We start from the raw sequence: 17,938 nt of genomic DNA, 5'->3' as shown, positions 1-17,938 counted from the left end.
AAAAAGCCATAACAGCGAATGGGCTGTTACAGCTTCTCCTCCTAACTAACCGTCTTGGGCCGCTCCATGCGGGTAATCCCCGGCCAACGGAATGTAGCCCATTCGGGCTGTTGGCGCTCCACACGCGCAACAACAACTGTCATATCGTCTTGAATTTCGCCATGATGATGGCGGAAGATTCGCTCAAGCAAACAGTCGGCAAAGTCCTGCGGCAAGGTTGTATCAATCTCTTGGATCAGGCGCTTCATCCACATTTCTTTGTTTACTGCATGACCTGGCGCATCATAAATGCCATCGGTCATCATAACCAGAATATCACCGGACTGCAGGGCAATGGAAACCAAATCCACCTCAATTTCATTTAAAATCCCCACCGGCAAATTATTGGCCGATATGGCAATCACTTCACTGCCCCGTTTAATAAAGCTGGGCGTGGAGCCAATCTTCATGAACGTTGTGTTGGCGCTGTACATATCAATCAAGGCCATATCGACCGTTGCGTACATCTCATCTGAAGAGCGCAGCATCAAGACGGAGTTGAGCGACTTAATTGCCAGCTTTTCATCCATGCCTGACTGCAGCAGCTGCTGCAGGATGCTTAAAGCAGCTTGGCTCTCTGCGCGGGCTCGCTCGCCATTGCCCATGCCGTCGCTTAGCGCAACGGCATACTTGCCATTACCCAGCTCCACCGTGGAGAAGCTGTCGCCCGAGAACAGGTCGCCGCCTTTTGCAGCGCCGGCGACTCCAGTCTCAATGTCGTATTCCTTGGCTGAGCCGAATACAACTGTGCTGTAGCCTTCACCGCGCTCATGCATATCCTCTCGTTTCACGGCGACGTTCTCGCCGAGAATTTCGCTAAGGAGCGGCGCAATAATTTTACGACATTCATCAAATCCTTTCGTATACGGATGTATGATTTCGATTTGGACGTTGCCTTCATCCAAAGAAATAATATCGATACTATGAATGGATAAACCTAATTCCTCCAGTGCATTGCGGATTTGTTCTTCTTGAAGAAACAATGCTTGTCCTTCTCGCTTAATCTCCTTCGCTAAATCCTCCATGACTTGGGACACACCGGACAGCTGATCGGCGACCAGTTGCCGACTGTCCATGATCTGTTTTTTCCAATGCATATCATTTTTATATAAGCCATACTGCTGTTTCATCATATCCAGCACCTGATCGGTACGAACACATACTTTTTTCCACTCCTGCGGAATATTTTTCTTCGTCATATCCTCCTTCATCTCAATGCTTGTCATCATATCGGTCATAAACGTATAGGTCTGATAAAATTTCTGATCCCAACACTGACTCTTCTTCCAACATGATTCACACGTTTTCTGCGAAACGGCATTCATGAAATGCCCAACTTCCTCCTCCTTTCGACTCACCGCATCGTCTGTTGTCAGCTGTTTAAAGCTGCGTGCCAGCTGACGGAATACTTCTGAGAACTGCTCAACGCGGCCTGCCGTCACATCGCGAACCCGTTTAGCGTAATCCTGTTGAGACTTCAAATTTTCTTGTGTGCCGGGCACATATTTAGCCAGCGTCATAATGAAACTCCGAGGAGTTAGCAAGAATAGTGCTACAGCTGTCAACGACTCCCACGTAGAATTGATGACATCCGCCCCCGTCCCCATATAGAACGAAAGGATGGAGGAGCCCAGCAGCATACCGAAAGCGACAGCCAAGCGATTTCCTTCCTTCAGAAGGCCTGCTAACATCCCGGAAAAGGCTAATAAGCTCATCTGATAAATAGCATTGCTGTTGGCTAGACTTAAGATCAGTCCTGTAATCACACCAACTGACGCCCCAAATGGCGCTCCACCAACGAGAGCAAAGAGTAAGATCAAATATCGGGACAACACGTGTTCCAACGTTACTGGTCCAACAAACCAACTTACCGTTCCTGTCATGACCGAAGCAAGCAAAATAATTAAACAAATAATTTCCTCGTGCTTCAATTGATAATTTTTTCGGGTAAGGGTAAATACGGGAATGGCTTGAATGAAAATTAACGTCAGCACTAAACTTAAGACGGCTTCAACCGATATCATCATGACCGTATACCAGCTTAAATTCGAGACTACAAGTTGAGCAAAGAGCTGTACAAGAAAGGTTGAACTGAACACAAGTATAGGGGCCAGCGATAGATCCGACCGTTCAAATTTCTCTAAAGCTTTCTGCATCAGTAGAAAAACAATGATCTCCGTTATCAGATAACCAGTGTGCATATGTAAGGATAGGAGACTTCCAGCAAAAGCAGCTATGCCTACCCAATGCAAAATGTCTTTCCGGGTGAAATAAATGACTGCGAAAAAAGCTAAGGCAAAGGGCGATAATTGTTCTAAAATGAGGGCCCTTCCGAGCAGGAAAGCCATGATAATAAGCAGCAGTGTCCATTTCTTGGCTACGAACGCCTGGACGAATCGATTTTCCACCGCTGCGCTATGTGCGCCTGTTTTCGCCTTTTGCCAAACTCCCGACACGCCGCCACCTATTACTGCACCTACGCTTTTTCTCTGCATCTTCGCAAACACCATCCATTTCCTCTTTATTGTTTCTCTAGTATAGAGACAATCTAGCAGAAAGTTTGTCAGAATGAGTTGATAGATTCAAAGAAATTTCCGACATGCCGCGGAGGCTTTGTCACCATGGCTCAGCCCAAGCCTAGTCTCGTTTCCTACCTTTACCAACATGCCCAAAAGTCTGATTGACGCGAACTTTCTCCCTGCGTATGGGGGAGATACCCGTAAATCTATGTCGATTGTTCTAAACCCAACTAATGATGATTCTATATAAAGTGATGCTTTGGCCAAACAACAACTTAAACCAAAACTAAGAAAAATTATCAGGAATCTGACGGCTCTATCTATAAAGCAGCGGTTATTTTCAATTTTACAGGTCCACCTTGCCGCCCGTTCTCTCTTTCACCCTCGTTATAAGCACGTTTTTCGTGCTTACAGCGTCGCTGATAGATCATTTGCCTTCCGTAACGCGGAAAAACAGCTTTACAGCTCAACTTGCCGCCCGTTCTCTCTTTCCCTTCGTTATAAGCACGTTTTTCGTGCTTACAGCGTCGCTGATGGATCATTTGCCTTCCGTAACGCGGAAAAACAGCTTTACAGCTCAACTTGCCGCCCGTTCTCTCTTTCACCCTCGTTATAAGTACGTTTTTGGGGTCTTAAGTCAATAGATTGGACACGACGAATTGCTGTTTTCTTTCCACTATTCCGAGCATAATAGGCCTCTTCAAAACGAATGGGGGATAAATAGCCGAGTTGCTATGTTTCCTCTTTCTATTGTAGAAAAACTCTATGTACCAGTAGATTTCTTGCCGCGCTATCTCTTTGGTAGCAAACTTCTCCTGGTAAATGAGTTCTCTTTTAATATTGGCATGAAAGACCTCAATAACCGCGTTGTCATAGCAGTTTCACTTCCGACTCATGCTGCAGATCATTTTGTAGCCTCTCAGCCTTTCTTGGTACTCTTCTAAAGCGTATTGGGATCCTCGGTCCGTATGATGAATAACTGTTGATTCAGCAAATTTCCTGCAACCGGCTGCTTGTGGTTCAAGTCCGTTGTTTGTACTTTGTATTTCTTAACCGTGCAGGAGCGCAAACCATTTTCTTTGTTCTACCTCTCTTTACGTAATTTGTATCTTCCTTTTGTGCCAGAGATGAATTCTGCCCTTCCAAAGTCCCACACGGATTCAACCGCTTCCTCCTTCAGATAAGTCCTTTCGGATTTTCTGCTCTCACTACTCATCCTGAACGCCTTGACATACAAATACCTATTTCATGTTCAGCCCTTCCGCGAGGTGTTGCAACACCTCCCGGACTATGGCTTCTGCTGACTTCTCTACGTTCAGCCTGTATTCATATACAGGTTACGAAGTTCGCATCGCGTTCCGTACAGATCTCCCCAGGTAAGAGCGCCATCTTCCTCTCCATCTATCTACTCCATTTACTCTCGTACGCCTTCGGCAGTAAAGGTTTTGACTTGTTATGCAGCCTCTCCCAACGTACGATGGCCATATATGAAATTCGTGTTCCTCAGACCGGAGATTTGCCACCGACTTCCTTCAGATTCGACCTCACGGTCGACACCCTTGTCTTAAGCTATGGCTACTACTGCCTTCGCCATTCGGTACTTGAACCCTAGAGATAGCGCCAATTCCCGGCGCAAATAAAAACCACATCCGCCTAAGCGAATGTGGTTCGTAACTGCATCTATTAATCTCTTCTTCCGCCTCGGCCACCGCGTTTGGACTCGGTGTTCTTCTTCAGAGACGAAATCCGCTCTTCACTGTCTTTAAGGAAACGAGACACTTTATCTTCGAACGAAAACGGTCTAGCGCCGCCTTGTTGCTTGTTGAAGCCACCGCGACCACCACCGCCGCCGCCACGATTGAAGCCACCGCCGCCACCTGGACGACCGCCGCCACCGCCGGGACCACCGCTTGGAGGACCACTGCGTTCTCCACCACTACTTGGGCGTCCGCCTTGGAAGCCACCTGGACGATCACCACTTGGGCGTCCTTGATAGCCGCCACCTGGTCGTTCAGGACGAGCCGGTCTTTCCTCAACTGGCTTATCAATCGTCTGCTTGATTGACAATCCGATCTTGCCATCCTTGTCCACGTTAATCACTTTGACCGTTACTTTGTCTTCCAGCTTTAAATGGTCATTAACGTCCTTCACATAATTATCCGCAATTTCGGAAATGTGAACAAGACCGGTAACTCCTTCAGCAAGCTCGACGAATGCTCCAAAATGAGTAATCCCCGTCACTCTACCCTCTAACTTGGTGCCCACTTCAATTGCCATAAAGTAAAATGTTCCTCCCTTAAAATGTTGAAAACACTGGCTACGCCGATTATAACCGATGCAGAAACCACGGTCAACAAGGCATTAGCCGCTTCTTCTCGTTATTTGTTTATTGCGACTTGGAAACGCTAAGTGGCGTCTCTCCCGTTTTGCTATAGTGAAAATCTCTACGAATAATTTGATCCAAATATTCGTCATTGTGAAGTCGAGCTATTTCTTTCTTCGTTTGCTCTTTCAGCTTGTTAGCCTCTACCAGCTGTTGCTGCATATTCGTAACAACACCGCTCTTCTCATGCAGTTTAGCGAACTGACCCCAAATGTTGACAGCGGCCCAGCTCATAAAACATAAGACAAAGATCATTAGAACACGCAGTCTTCGCTTCGAGCCTGCCGTGCTGCTTCGCTTGGATGGTACGGTTGCTTGAGCTTGCATGAAAGGAATGCCTCCTATTTTGAGAATAACCTACGATAGACTGATATCATCTTACCCGCTAGTTTCTTCAACCAAACAGGTGAAACGAAATATTTATGCGCAGGCCGAGTCATCCATAGGATTAATCTCCACACAGGATAAATCAATTGTAGCACAATTTTATAGAGGAATATAGCTACAGCTAGCAAAATACCTAAAATTATCACGGTTAGACGATATAAGCCAATAATCGGTTTGATCAGCACAATTTCGACTGTTTTGGCAAAGAAACGGTAGATGGCAACGATTAGACGAATGAGCAGCAGTGTTAATCGAATCACCCAAAGACTAAGAAACGCAAAATAGAAGCAAATACCAATCCCTAGTCCGAGAAAAACAAAGATGCGAACCTGTCCTTCATTACTGTAAATCAACAGCTGAAATACAAGGATTGTCGCCACAATCCAATAAATGACGTCAACAAGCGGAATCGACCATCGCGGTAATCTAAGCTTACCGGATAGCACGCGAAACACATCGAATAAGACACCTAATGCGATTCCACTTACAAACATCATGAAAATAGTTTGAAACTGAACGTTAAGCGTCACTTAAATAGCTTACCTAGAAAACCCTTGGATTTCTCCTGGGCATTCCCGTCCACATAAGCTAATTCATGAATTACCCCTTCTATGGCGACTAATCCTTGTTCCAAACTTAAGTTCTTGATATGCAAATTCTGCCCTTTTATCATCAAGTAGCCCATTTCGGTTTCAAGGAGGAATTCTTCACTGTCGAAGCTTTCTACATTCATAACTCCGGAGATTTCCAAGAGCTTGCGATTCAGCATTTTAATTTCTTGCCGTTTGTTGTTTTTCACGGGTTCGATCATAACCTGTACCCCTCCTTCATCTATCACTACGATATGGAGGGATGTCCAATTTTAGAACAGACAATCAACAACAAAAAAAGTTTTAAAAAAATAGCCTAAAATCCCCTTTCAGGAATTTTAGACTATTCGGTAATATCCTTTGTTTATTCGGATTGAAAAGCCTCTTCTTTAATCAGCGTATACATCTGAGCAGCATCTTCCTTGCGGGTTGACTCTGTCAGGACTTCCACGCGGATCGTGACTTTTTTCTGACCGAATTGAATGGACAGCTCATCTCCGACTTTCACGTGGGTGCTCGCCTTAGCGTCTCTGCCATTGATCCAGACGCGTCCTTGATCGGACACATCCTTGGCTACCGTACGACGCTTGATCAGACGTGATACTTTGAGAAACTTATCAATACGCATTATTTCACAGCGTCTTTAAGCTTATTGCCTGCTTTGAAAGCAGGCACTTTGGATTCTGCAATCACGATTGGGTTGCCTGTTTGCGGGTTACGGCCTGTACGACCGGAACGCTTGCGCGTTTCGAAAGTTCCGAAACCAATCAATTGTACTTTATCTCCGGATGAAAGAGCGTCAGTGACTTCCCCAAGGAATCCGTTAAGAACAGCCTCCACGTCTTTCTTAGTCAGCCCGCTTTTTTCTGCGATGTTGTTAATCAAATCTGTTTTGTTCATGAGTTTTCTTTACCTCCCAAAAATGTTTGAAGATCAAGTCTTCTATGTACCAAGATAGCATTATTTCCATATTCAACCTTGCACCAAACTTAGTATTCTGCTTTTTTCGCCAAAATCCTTCTAATCTTACGGAAGTTTTGCAACTTTTTTTGCTTCTTGCCAGTACATTTCCATCTCTGATAAACCAGTTTGTTCAAAAGAAAGCCCTCTTAAACGCAGCTGTTCTTCGATATATGAAAATCTTTGGACGAATTTACGATTGGTTTGTGAGATCGCTTCCTCCGGATCGACTTGTAGGAATCTCGCCACATTGACAATGGAAAACAGGACATCCCCCAGCTCCTCAATCCTTTCTTGGGAGCCCTCTTCGGCTTCATTGACGATGGCTTCTCGCAGCTCGGCGATCTCTTCTTCAACCTTGTTTATGACTTGTCCGACCTCGGACCAATCGAAACCAACCGCAGCTGCTTTCTTCTGAAGCTTCAACGCCTTCATGATCCCGGGCAAATCGCGCGGAACGCCATCCAGAACCGATTGCTTCGCAACATCAATTCCCTTCTTACGCTTCTCTTCTGCCTTCATGGCGTTCCAGTTCACTAGAGCTTCGTCCGCATCCTCGGCTTTGTTTTCACCAAATACATGAGGATGACGACGAATAAGCTTCTCATTCAACCCAGCAATGACATCATACACGGTAAAAGTGCCGATCTCTTCTTCCATCTGCGCATGCAGCATCACTTGAAGCAGTAAATCCCCAAGTTCTTCGCACATATGATCAGGGTCATCCTCATCGATTGTTTCTAATACCTCATACGCTTCTTCAATTAAATTTTTGCGGAGGCTGGCATGCGTTTGCTCGCGATCCCAAGGACATCCCTCCGGACTTCGGAGGATTTGTACAATTTCATGCAGCCTTCCGAAAGTGCGATAGAGATCTTGATCCTTCTCACTCTTCGGCACCCACACAAGCGAGAGATTTCCGTAGCCTTTCACATGATCAAGCTCATGCAGCGGCACTTCTATGATCTGCTCAGCACCCGCCACACCCAAAGAATGGCCGACCACTACACGGTAGTCATCGGAATAGGCTTCCATTAGGCTAATTTTAAGATCCGACGCCGTAAATGTATCATAGACTTGTCCGATCACCGTATGCAGCTGAGGATTCAAGGCATAGCGACTCAAGCTCGTCGCATCCAGTAGTTGAAAACCATCAATCGGATCAAACCCGAAACGTATAAAAGCTTGATCCAGAAAGCTCTCTCCCCCCATGATGCTCAGTGCAATTCCCTCTTCCGGGCAGCGCTCTTTAAGAAGCTGAACCGTAAATTCAGCTACCATGGGATGACCCGGAACGGCATAAATGACTTCTGCGGAGCTTTCCTTTGCCGCTTGGATCAAACGATCAGCAATAGACGCATACACTTGCTCAAAGCTTTGGTGAGCCATGTAGTTGGCATCAAAGGTTTGATAGGGAATCTGGTTCGTGTCCAATAAATGAACCATCGGATGATCCATCGTGCGCAGATAAAGTGAAGCTTGGGACTTGACCGCTTGCTGCAGCTTTTTCCATACGCCTAGCGTCAGCTGGTCCTCATCGCCCGTACCGAGTCCGACAACCGTAATTTGTGCGTTGTTTGCAATCATCAATTGACACCTCCTGAATGTGATTGAATAGCTTTAAAACGGAATAGCTATCCTGTTTGGTACAACGATTACACTTGATATATGGGACTGTGCTGTAAGACAAGCTTATGTATGTTCGTCAGGGATGTCTACTCCGCGCTTCGTCCGCTTCAGCTTCGCAAGGACCGGCTTTAGCTTCCGGTCCAGTTCGGGCATCAGCCGCAGCTCCTCGCGGCTGATGCTGCCGCTGCGCAGCAGCGCGAGCCCGTAGACGGCAGCGCCGCCGACTACGCACACCATGGCGATTGCGCTCGCGCACAATCGCTCAGGCACGTGCAGCCAAGCCGCCACAGCGGGCTTGGCCAGCACTTGCAGCGCTGCGAGGCAGACGCCCATCAGTCCCACGCCCAGCGCGGGACTGATGGCGTACGGCCGCAGCGCGAAGCGCACCCCCGTGCTGCGGCGCAGCTGCACGAGATTCAGCCCCGCCGCAGCGGCATAGGCGATCACCGCGCTGAGCGCGGCGCCGTCGATGCCCCAGCGGGGCATCAACAGCACGTTGCCGAGTGCTTTCAGCACGATGGCAACGAACAAAGCCTTTGCCGGCGTGCGAATCGCGCCGGCCCCCTGGAGAACGCTGGCTGAGACAGCGTTCATGGTACTGAACAAGGCCGTGAAGGCCAGCACGGCCATCGTCCAGCTGGACTCGCTGCTTTTGTACAGCATGATATTAATCGGCACGGCCGCGAAAGCAAGTCCAAACGATGCTCCAAGTCCAATCAGCCACGAAAGTCTTACTGCGATCTCTGCTCGAAAGCGAATAAGCTCAATCTGCCCTTTGGCTTTGGCTTCAGCTATAGCAGGTACGAGTACAGCCGACATCGAAGAAGCGATCATAACAACGAGTTGGACAAGCGGCAACCCTCGGTTATAAAGCCCAAACTGACGCATAGCTTCGCCCTCACTGCCATGAGAAGCTTCCAATAAGCGAGGCATGGTAAATGTATCTACCAACGTCAGTAGAGGAACGACAATAGCGCCCAAACAAACCGGAATCGCATAAGCCGTAATCTTCTTCGCCCACTGCCAGGAGGAAATCTCCTTATTTTCTACTTTGTCTACGCGTTCGTAAGATGGCTCCAACACAGCCTTTGTTAATCGCTGCTTTTGAGCTTTGCGCCAGTACAAGAACATTACCACAAGCCCAGCTCCCGCTCCTGTCACCGAACCGAACGTCGCTCCTGCCGCAATCCATTCTTCATCATGCGATAAAGCGACCAAGTACAGCAGCAAAGCAACCATCGTAATTACTCTAATGAGTTGTTCAATGACTTGAGAAACAGCTGTAGGCACCATATTTTGATAGCCTTGAAAATAGCCGCGAAGCACTGCAAGAATAGGAGACAAAAGAAGAGCAAAAGAGACACTGCGGATCCCTTTTTCGGTTTGCATAATTCCGATCCACCTTGCGATTTCCCCTGCACCGAAGTAGAGAAGCAAAAACAACACAAGGCCTGAGCCCATTAATAGGCCAGAAGATACATAAACGATTCGATTCGCGCCCTTGTCATCCCCAACAACAGCTCGTTCGGCCACAAATTTAGAAACAGCTACCGGAAAGCCTGCAGTAGCGGCAAATAGGATGAGGATATAGAGCGGATATACCGCATTGTAGATACCAAATGCCGTATCACCTGCGACATTCTGCAAAGGAATCTTCTGCAGCGTACCTAACAGCTTAGAGAGAATGGCAGCAACCCCTAATACAGCGGCGCCTTTTAGCAGCTTGGTGCTTGGTTTCTCCGAGTGCCCTCCCAGCTCCTCTGCGCGCCCTTGATGTTCATTGCCAATGTTCCCCATAAAGCTTACTCCTCTGTCTGCTTGTCATGCTTATAAACGTATTATAACGAAATCGGCAATGGCAGACAAAAAAAGCTTCGCTTACAGATGCTCATCATCTCCGTAAGGGAAGCCTTTATGTTTGGTTTTCGATTTATTGCTCCATTTGTTTGGCCAAAAATCCAGCAGCTGTTTCCACCATCTTCACTTCCATATTCCCCATTTTGACACTATCGTCTTTGCTGATTAGGATAACTGACCCGATGGGGTCGCCTCCTGCAACAATGGGCGCCGCCACGAAAGAGGAAAACGTTTCGTTTACATCTTTAATGATTTCATACTGACCGCTCCCGCTTTCGAGAACGGCTTTGCGATTTTCCATACAGGCTTCTACAATCGAGCCGACGGATTTTTCAAAATAGTCCTTTTTGGAACCCCCGGCCATAGCAATAATGTTGTCCCTATCCGAAATTAGCGCGACATGGTTCGTGCTTTCAAACAATGACTCTGCGTACTCCTTGGCAAAATCGCCAAGCTCACCAATCGGTGAATACTTTTTAAGAATAACTTCACCATCACGATCTACGAAAATTTCCAACGGGTCCCCTTCACGAATGCGGAGGGTTCGTCGTATTTCCTTGGGAATGACAACTCTCCCTAAATCATCTATCCGACGGACAATTCCAGTTGCTTTCATACCTCTAGATGCCTCACTTTCCGCTGAAGAATTAGATACGACTGGCGCATGAAATCTTGTATTCTAGGTCTGGATTTGGAGGATACTCGAATTCTATCCATAGTATTCTTCACTTCCCATTCTTCTATGCAGGCGCTTCTACCTAATACCATTTCTTATGTAGCTCTTTCACGCTGCTGCACTTATCATGTCCAAAAATAACAAATAAAAACAGGATGCCCGTTATCGGACATCCTGGTAAGTTCTTACTTTGCTGCCGGACTAGCCGCAGGACTTGCTGGTGCACTTGCAGCAGGAGCCGGGCTTGCTTCCGGTTTCGGCAAGTTGTTTGTTTCAATCAAGTTCGGGTATTCCTTCTCCGCAAAATCAGAAAGGGATTTCTCCGCTAATTGCGACTTAATTTGGGCTTTAAGCGTATCATCCAGTGGTTTCGTGCTTCTGGATTCCACTTTCATCACGTGGTAACCAAAAGACGATTCAACAGGATCGCTCACCGTGTTCAAAGGAAGCGTGCTTGCAGCTGCTTTAAACTCAGGTACCCATTGGTTGATATCCGCATCTTTATACGTACCGCCATTATCTTTAGAACCCGGATCGTCGGAATATTCTTTTGCCAACGCCGCAAAATCTCCGCCTTTATCCAATTTCCCTTTTACTTCTTTAGCTCTAGCCAAAGCTTCATCTTTGGTACGCAAGTCTTTTTGGGTTGCTGCATCTTTTAACGAAATCAAGATGTGGCTAACTGTGGCAACATCAAAAGCATGCGCAGCTGCTTGTTCTTTATAAGCATCTTGAACAGCTTGATCATTAACTTTACCTTCCATGCTGCCCATCGTATAGAAACTCATTTTCATCAAAGACTCGATATCTTTCAACGCGATACCGTTGTCTTTCAACTGCTTGTCCATCCCGCCTTCTTGCTTACCGAAGTAATCAGTAATGGCTTTCATTTGCTCGGTCACTTGTTTGTCTGCATCAGCCTTCACTTTATCATCGGCTTTCGCGGAAAGAACACGGAAAGTGACCATTTGTTTCAGCATGTCTTGTTGGAAAGCAGGATCTGTCATGAATTGCGCTAATTGCGGTGAGAACATTTTGTTCACATTGATAAAGGAATCGAACTCGGCACGGGTAATTTTGCCGCCTTCTTTATACGTAGCAATGACATCGGTAGGTTTCCCCGTTGCCGCCGTTGTGGATGGAGACGCAGTTGCCGCGGCTCCATCCTTCTTTTTCTCGCCACACGCACTTAGTACAGAAAATGCGACAAGCAATGCCACCATGCTTAAGATCCATTTTTTCGAAGATGACCGTTGTTTTTTAGTATGATTTGGCAACATCCTGTAATTCCCCTTTCGTTTTCAGAACATCCTTATATTGTACCAGAAATCTTTCTACCAATTCGATGGAAGCTTCTGGCTTCATACCTTTACAGCGAATAACGATATGCAGTTGCGGATCAGCGTTCAGCTTGATACGACCATCAAATCCTTTGGACAAGGCGATTAACTTCTGTCCTTCGACCCTGCTATTCTGGTCGACATGCACCTTGATTAGGTAATCATCCCCTTTTTGGCTGATCGTCTCAATCCGATATTCCGAACCGTATGCTTTTAAACGAGCTACTGCCAATAAGTTGAAAACGGCCTGCGGCAGATCTCCAAAGCGATCGACAAGCTCATCGTGCAGATCCGCAGCTTCTTCGAGGGTACGAATAGCAGCCACTTTTTTGTAAATTTCGATTTTTTGCATGCTGTCGTAGATGTAGTCGGATGGCAGGTAGGCATCCAGTTGTATATCGATAGAAGTATGCCAATCCGGTTCCGGCACAGCAGCTTCTCCATCTATTTCTAGTTTCAGCTTTGCAATTTCTTCCGCCAACATTTGGGAATATAAGTCAAACCCTACCGAAGCGATGAAACCATGCTGCTCTGCGCCTAGCAGGTTGCCCGCGCCGCGGATGGATAAATCCCTCATGGCAATTTTAAAGCCTGAACCAAGTTCTGTAAACTCTTTAATCGCTTGCAGACGTTTCTCGGCAACTTCTGTAAGCACTTTATCGCGCTGATATGTGAAATAAGCATAGGCAACCCGATTAGAACGGCCTACACGCCCACGGAGCTGGTAAAGCTGGGAAAGCCCCATTTTATCCGCATCATGAACAATTAGCGTATTGACATTCGGAATATCGACTCCGGTCTCGATGATACTCGTGCTGACCAGAACATCGTACTCACCATCTAGGAAGTCAAGAATCGTTTTCTCCAGTTCTTGCTCTCCCATCTGCCCATGAGCGACGGTGACGCGCGCATCCGGAATCATCATAGCGATTTGATCCGCCATTTGGGTAATGCCCTGCACACGATTATATAAATAATAGACCTGACCTTCACGGGCTAGCTCCCGCTCGATGGCCTCTCTAACCAGTGAAGGACCGTATTCAACCACATACGTCTGAACGGGAAAACGATTTTCCGGCGGCGTTTCGATAACCGATAAATCCCTTACGCCGAGCATCGACATATGCAAAGTTCGTGGTATGGGCGTCGCGGTCAGCGTCAACACATCCACATTGGTCTTGAGACGTTTTAGCTTCTCTTTGTGGGACACGCCGAATCGCTGTTCCTCATCGACTATGAGCAAGCCAAGATCCTTGAACTGCACGTCCTGAGACAGCAGACGGTGAGTACCGATGACAACATCAACCGTCCCTTTCTTTACACCCTTCATCACTTCCGTCTGTTCCTTCTTGGAGCGGAAGCGGCTCAGTACTTTAACATTGAACGGATAGCCCGAGAACCGTTCACGGAACGTTTCGTAATGCTGCTGCGCCAAAATGGTCGTTGGTACCAAAACAGCTACCTGTTTGCCGTCAATTGCCGCCTTGAAGGCTGCGCGTACGGCTACCTCAGTCTTGCCGTAACCTACGTCGCCGCAAAGCAAACGATCCATCGGACGGGATTTCTCCATATCCACCTTAATCTCTTCAATGGCCCGCAGTTGATCCCGCGTTTCGTCATAAGGAAACATGGCTTCAAATTCATTCTGGTAAGAGCTGTCTTTGCTGAACCCATACCCGGTTGTTGCCTGCCGCTCAGCATAAAGCTTGATCAGTTCATCGGCAATGTCCTTAACGGAAGCGCGCGCCTTGCTCTTGACTCTTGCCCAGTCAGCCCCGCCGAGCTTGTAAACCTTTGGTTCCTTTTCTTCGGAACCTACATACTTCTGGATCAGATCAATCTGGTCGATGGGTACGGACAACTTGTCTCCGCCCGCATACATGATGTGAAGGTAATCCTTATGAATACCCCCCACTTCCAATGTGCCGATTCCGACATACTTCCCGATACCATGATTCACGTGAACAACGTAATCGCCTACCTTAAGCTCTTGGTAGCTCTTGATACGTTCTGCATTCTCCAGTTTCTTTTCCACTTTGCGTGCTTTGCGCTGCTTTTGTGTGAAAATTTCGCCTTCTGTGATCACGACCAGATGAATCGAAGGCATCTCAAAGCCTGTTTGCAGATTCCCGTCTACAATTTCCGGTACTTCAATTTGATAGTCCTGCAGCACACGCCGCACACGCTCAGCTCGATCTTCTCCATTCGCGAGCAAAATAACTTGGCTTCCGTTTTTCTTCCAGCGCTCCATCTCTGCTTTCAGCAGATTCATTTGACCATGGAAATTCTGCATGACACGCGAAACGAAGTTTACAATGTTTTGCGGCTGAATACCTGCGACCTGACGCAGGAACAACGATAAGTACAGCGTAGGAAAAGGCCTCCGGTGCAGCAGAGACTCATACGATTTGGACAACACAAAAGCCGGCAAGCTCTTCCCTTCCGTCAAAGCATGCATCATCCACTCAGCTTCGTCGCGTTCAAGCTGCTTCGCCGTCTCCAGCAAACGAGCGGGCTCGTCAATCATGAGCACCGAGTCTTTGGGCATGTAGTCCAGAAGAGTTTGTCTTTCCGTGTATAGAAGTGAAATATATTTATAAATACCTGGAAACGTCTGTCCTTCACGAAGGAGCTCAATATCCTGTCCGATGCCTTCGAGCAGCTTATCTTTGCCTCCCCGATCCGTCATCTTCTCCAATTGCGCCTGAAGCAGCTCGTAGGCGTGCTGGGCAGCAGAATGTAATCGCTTTCTATCCGCCTGAATCTCGCGACATGGAGGAATCGTTATCGATTCTAATTTATCGATGGAACGCTGGTCGCTCACATCAAACGAACGAATCGAATCCACCTCAACATCAAAAAGCTCAATCCGTATCGCATGCTCAGACGTTAATGGAAATAAATCCAATATGCCGCCTCGCACACTCATTTCACCCTTGGTCTCGACCCGCTCCACGCGCTCGTAACCAAGACTCGATAAACGGCTTAGCAACTCATCCAGTTGAATCGCATCCCCGACCTTAACAGTGACCTGGGAATCCTCGAACACCTGTTTGAGAGGAAGCAATCTGCGTACACCAGCGAAAGGAACAATAACAATTCCGCGGTATCCACCTGCCAGTTTCGTCAGAACGTCAATACGCTGCGCTAGCATCTCGGGGCTGGAAGCCGCTTCTTCTGTCGTCAGAAGCTCTTGAGATGGGTAGAGCAGCACTTCATTGGCCGATAGACATTCTAGTAAATCCTCTGCTATTTTTTGAGCAGCAAACATATTATGGGTCACGATGAGAAGTGGACGCGTCAAATCTCGCGCAAGAGCTGCAATCATCACCTGCTTGGAGGAGCCGGTAAGTCCGGCAACGAGCTGCTCTTTCATCTCGGACCTGATGCCTGACACGATCGTTTGAAAGTCGGAATCCGCAGAAAAAGCTTGAATTAAAGCTTGCAAACAAGTACACTCCTCTCACAAAAAGAAGCCTCGGCACACTTGCCTCGGCTATTAACTCTTTATCGTCATTCATTTACTGCAGTGGACTTGCCAGCAGCGACAGCTCCGGGTTCGCTTCTAAAGCCTCATGGCAGTAGTCGCATACAACCCTAACCGTAACATCTCCATTCGTGTTATACGATATTATATCTCTCCGCTCTTCGGGGGTCAAGAAATGGAAACCTAACTGCTGTTCCGTGATCGTATTTTGATTAATTTCTCCAACAAAGGTGTGACAATGCCTGCATATATACTTAATCATATATGTATGCCTCCTTCAATTATCCTATTACCTCCTAGTATGACCATTAGGGGTAGAAATTAGCCTAAAAGCTTTCGGCATTTTCGGATATATGAAAGGCGTACATATATAGGGAATGACATATTATATCCCTTATTTATTAAACTTCGCCATCGTTCTCTCGAAGGATTGGTCAAGACTGAACAACATGGCTTCACACGTAAGATCCAAAACCTCGTCAATCGATTTCATTTCTTCTTTAGAGAAGTTCGAGAGAACATAGTCTGCGATATTATAGCCCGGTGCAGGCCGATTAACACCCACACGGATGCGATTGAAACTCTGTGTCCCCGCGTGCTGGATAATAGACTTAATCCCATTGTGCCCTCCTGGGCTTCCTTGATAGCGAAGACGAATCTGACCGAAGAGCGTATCCATATCATCGTAAATAATCGTTATGTCTTCCAAATTTGCTTTATAGAAATCCAGAAACGCCCGCATCGATTCGCCGGAAAGATTCATGTAGGTCATTGGTTTCAGCAAATAAACTTTGGTCCCATTCACATTACCTTCACCCAGAAGTCCCTTTCCTTTATTCTGAAAAGAGGTAATGCCCCATTTAACTGCGAAATGATCAATGGCCATGAATCCAACATTGTGTCGATTCATTTCGTATTGCTTGCCTGGATTGCCTAATCCTATAAAACATTTCATGTGCTTCCGTGTCCTCCTCAAAACTAGACTAAAAAATCCTTTGCGGAACCAACCTAATAAGGTTATTGTTTACCTATATGTAAATAAAAGTAACCATCAAATTCCCATAGTTGCAGGTGAATCAGCTATATGTATCTAAACGGTCAACAGCTTTCGCTCGACCATCACTTTCAAGATCATACAGATGCCGGCATTCCCGTCCAAGTATACTATCAAAACCTGCATAAGGATATAGGCTTTATTGAAATTTACAACGAGCATTTCGTTAAGGTAAATCATACATTTTACAACAGAAAAACGCACGTTTTTGTATCGCGCCCCGGTTATTAGGGCAGTTCAAAAAGAAAGGATACCCTCTACACGGAGTAAGGGTACCCTTTCTTTCATTCTGTTATTATACGGTTTGTTCCGTCTTCGCTTCAGGAACAGGATGATCTTTTTTCCCATTGTCATCCTCTTGTGCGGACACTTCCTCAGGAGCCTCTTTCTGAGGAGCAAGAATAGTTACAATTAACTCATTAGGATCGGATTTGACCTCAATACCTGCAGGAACTGTAAGTTGGCTAACGATTAAATTCTCGCCTAATCCAAGCCCCGAAATATCTACCTGGATCGAACTTGGAATTTGACTCGGCAAGCAGCGAATTTCCAACTCATGCATTTGAACCTGCACAATCCCGCCTTCTCTAGCTCCTTCTGAATCACCGACAAACTCTAAGCTGACAACCGTTTTAACCGGCTCATCCATATTAATTTGATGAAAATCGACGTGCAGCAGCAGCTCTCGATTGAGCTTATCGCGCTGTACTTCACTGATCATAACAGGCTGCTTTCCGCTGCCATTGGGTAAGTCTAATTCAATGATTGCATGCGGGTTATGGCGAAGCAGCGCCATCAGTTCCTTTTGATCTACCGCAATCACCGTAGACGGCACTTTGTCGCCATAAACAACAGCAGGCACGCTGCCCTTACTGCGCAGTTGTTTGATATCGGATTTCGTTGTGTCTTTGCGGATTTCCGCCTTTAAGGACAATACCATATAAAAAAGAACCTCCTGAAATTGAGTTAACAGCTAATTTATAGCTTACCCAACTGTAGGAAGTTCCATCCAATTCA

The 17,938-nt window shown here is 46.7% G+C and carries 17 protein-coding genes and 1 pseudogene; all 18 read right to left on the bottom strand.

All coding sequences use genetic code 11. The features are described from left to right. Positions 1 to 41: 41 nt before the first annotated feature. Positions 42 to 2,534: a stage II sporulation protein E gene (gene spoIIE, locus FU659_RS20880; RefSeq protein WP_147949330.1), complete on the bottom strand. Its 2,493-nt coding sequence runs from the start codon at positions 2,532 to 2,534 to the stop codon at positions 42 to 44. Between the two features lie 344 nt (positions 2,535 to 2,878). Next, the gene (locus FU659_RS20875; RefSeq protein ID WP_147949329.1) at positions 2,879 to 3,163 is read right to left on the bottom strand and encodes a hypothetical protein; all 285 of its coding nucleotides are present in this window, start codon (positions 3,161 to 3,163) and stop codon (positions 2,879 to 2,881) included. 27 nt (positions 3,164 to 3,190) lie between these two features. After that, positions 3,191 to 3,424 (bottom strand): annotated as a pseudogene (locus FU659_RS38925) (IS3 family transposase); the annotation flags it as partial. Between the two features lie 817 nt (positions 3,425 to 4,241). Then, a complete protein-coding gene (locus tag FU659_RS20860) occupies positions 4,242 to 4,835 on the bottom strand; it encodes a S1 domain-containing RNA-binding protein (RefSeq protein WP_147949328.1) in 594 nt (197 codons plus the stop codon). A 109-nt stretch (positions 4,836 to 4,944) separates the two neighbouring features. After that, the gene (locus tag FU659_RS20855) at positions 4,945 to 5,268 is read right to left on the bottom strand and encodes an FtsB family cell division protein (RefSeq protein WP_147949327.1); all 324 of its coding nucleotides are present in this window, start codon (positions 5,266 to 5,268) and stop codon (positions 4,945 to 4,947) included. Between the two features lie 14 nt (positions 5,269 to 5,282). Beyond that, positions 5,283 to 5,858 (bottom strand): spore cortex biosynthesis protein YabQ, encoded by a 576-nt coding sequence (yabQ, locus tag FU659_RS20850; RefSeq protein ID WP_147949326.1) that lies wholly within the window; start codon positions 5,856 to 5,858, stop codon positions 5,283 to 5,285. After that, positions 5,855 to 6,139 carry a sporulation protein YabP gene (yabP, locus tag FU659_RS20845; protein WP_147949325.1) on the bottom strand — a complete coding sequence of 95 codons (285 nt, stop codon included), beginning with the start codon at positions 6,137 to 6,139 and terminating at the stop codon, positions 5,855 to 5,857. The genes yabQ and yabP overlap by 4 nt, the downstream gene beginning before the upstream one ends. Positions 6,140 to 6,282: 143 nt before the next feature. Then, complete coding sequence (locus FU659_RS20840) at positions 6,283 to 6,546, bottom strand: RNA-binding S4 domain-containing protein (RefSeq protein ID WP_147949324.1); 264 nt, start codon at positions 6,544 to 6,546, stop codon at positions 6,283 to 6,285. Then, positions 6,546 to 6,818, bottom strand: coding sequence for an HU family DNA-binding protein (locus FU659_RS20835; RefSeq protein ID WP_147949323.1), 273 nt, complete (start codon positions 6,816 to 6,818; stop codon positions 6,546 to 6,548). Before FU659_RS20835 ends, FU659_RS20840 begins: the two co-directional genes overlap by 1 nt. A gap of 126 nt (positions 6,819 to 6,944) precedes the next feature. After that, positions 6,945 to 8,465: a bifunctional methyltransferase/pyrophosphohydrolase YabN gene (gene yabN, locus FU659_RS20830; RefSeq protein ID WP_147949322.1), complete on the bottom strand. Its 1,521-nt coding sequence runs from the start codon at positions 8,463 to 8,465 to the stop codon at positions 6,945 to 6,947. 105 nt (positions 8,466 to 8,570) lie between these two features. Beyond that, positions 8,571 to 10,304, bottom strand: a complete 1,734-nt coding sequence (locus tag FU659_RS20825) for a putative polysaccharide biosynthesis protein (RefSeq protein ID WP_147949321.1) — start codon at positions 10,302 to 10,304, stop codon at positions 8,571 to 8,573. Between the two features lie 133 nt (positions 10,305 to 10,437). Then, positions 10,438 to 10,980 carry a stage V sporulation protein T gene (gene spoVT / locus FU659_RS20820; RefSeq protein ID WP_147949320.1) on the bottom strand — a complete coding sequence of 181 codons (543 nt, stop codon included), beginning with the start codon at positions 10,978 to 10,980 and terminating at the stop codon, positions 10,438 to 10,440. A gap of 245 nt (positions 10,981 to 11,225) precedes the next feature. Continuing rightward, positions 11,226 to 12,320, bottom strand: a complete 1,095-nt coding sequence (locus tag FU659_RS20815) for a peptidylprolyl isomerase (RefSeq protein WP_147949319.1) — start codon at positions 12,318 to 12,320, stop codon at positions 11,226 to 11,228. Further along, a complete protein-coding gene (mfd, locus tag FU659_RS20810) occupies positions 12,301 to 15,828 on the bottom strand; it encodes a transcription-repair coupling factor (RefSeq protein WP_147949318.1) in 3,528 nt (1,175 codons plus the stop codon). The genes FU659_RS20815 and mfd overlap by 20 nt, the downstream gene beginning before the upstream one ends. A 73-nt stretch (positions 15,829 to 15,901) precedes the next feature. Next, on the bottom strand, positions 15,902 to 16,129 hold the full coding sequence (gene fin / locus FU659_RS20805) for an anti-sigma-F factor Fin (protein ID WP_147949317.1): 228 nt from the start codon (positions 16,127 to 16,129) through the stop codon (positions 15,902 to 15,904). A gap of 132 nt (positions 16,130 to 16,261) precedes the next feature. Beyond that, on the bottom strand, positions 16,262 to 16,822 hold the full coding sequence (gene pth / locus FU659_RS20800) for an aminoacyl-tRNA hydrolase (protein WP_147949316.1): 561 nt from the start codon (positions 16,820 to 16,822) through the stop codon (positions 16,262 to 16,264). 135 nt (positions 16,823 to 16,957) lie between these two features. Further along, on the bottom strand, positions 16,958 to 17,101 hold the full coding sequence (locus FU659_RS36440) for a hypothetical protein (RefSeq protein WP_222708595.1): 144 nt from the start codon (positions 17,099 to 17,101) through the stop codon (positions 16,958 to 16,960). 115 nt (positions 17,102 to 17,216) lie between these two features. Further along, positions 17,217 to 17,861, bottom strand: a complete 645-nt coding sequence (locus tag FU659_RS20790; RefSeq protein WP_147949314.1) for a 50S ribosomal protein L25 — start codon at positions 17,859 to 17,861, stop codon at positions 17,217 to 17,219. Positions 17,862 to 17,938: the final 77 nt, after the last annotated feature.

It is taken from the genome of Paenibacillus sp. N3.4, from assembly GCF_008017805.1.
Taxonomy (GTDB): Bacteria; Bacillota; Bacilli; order Paenibacillales; family NBRC-103111; genus Paenibacillus_E.
Note: the sequence above shows the minus strand (reverse complement) of the source record. Positions and strands in the feature narration are given on the sequence as shown.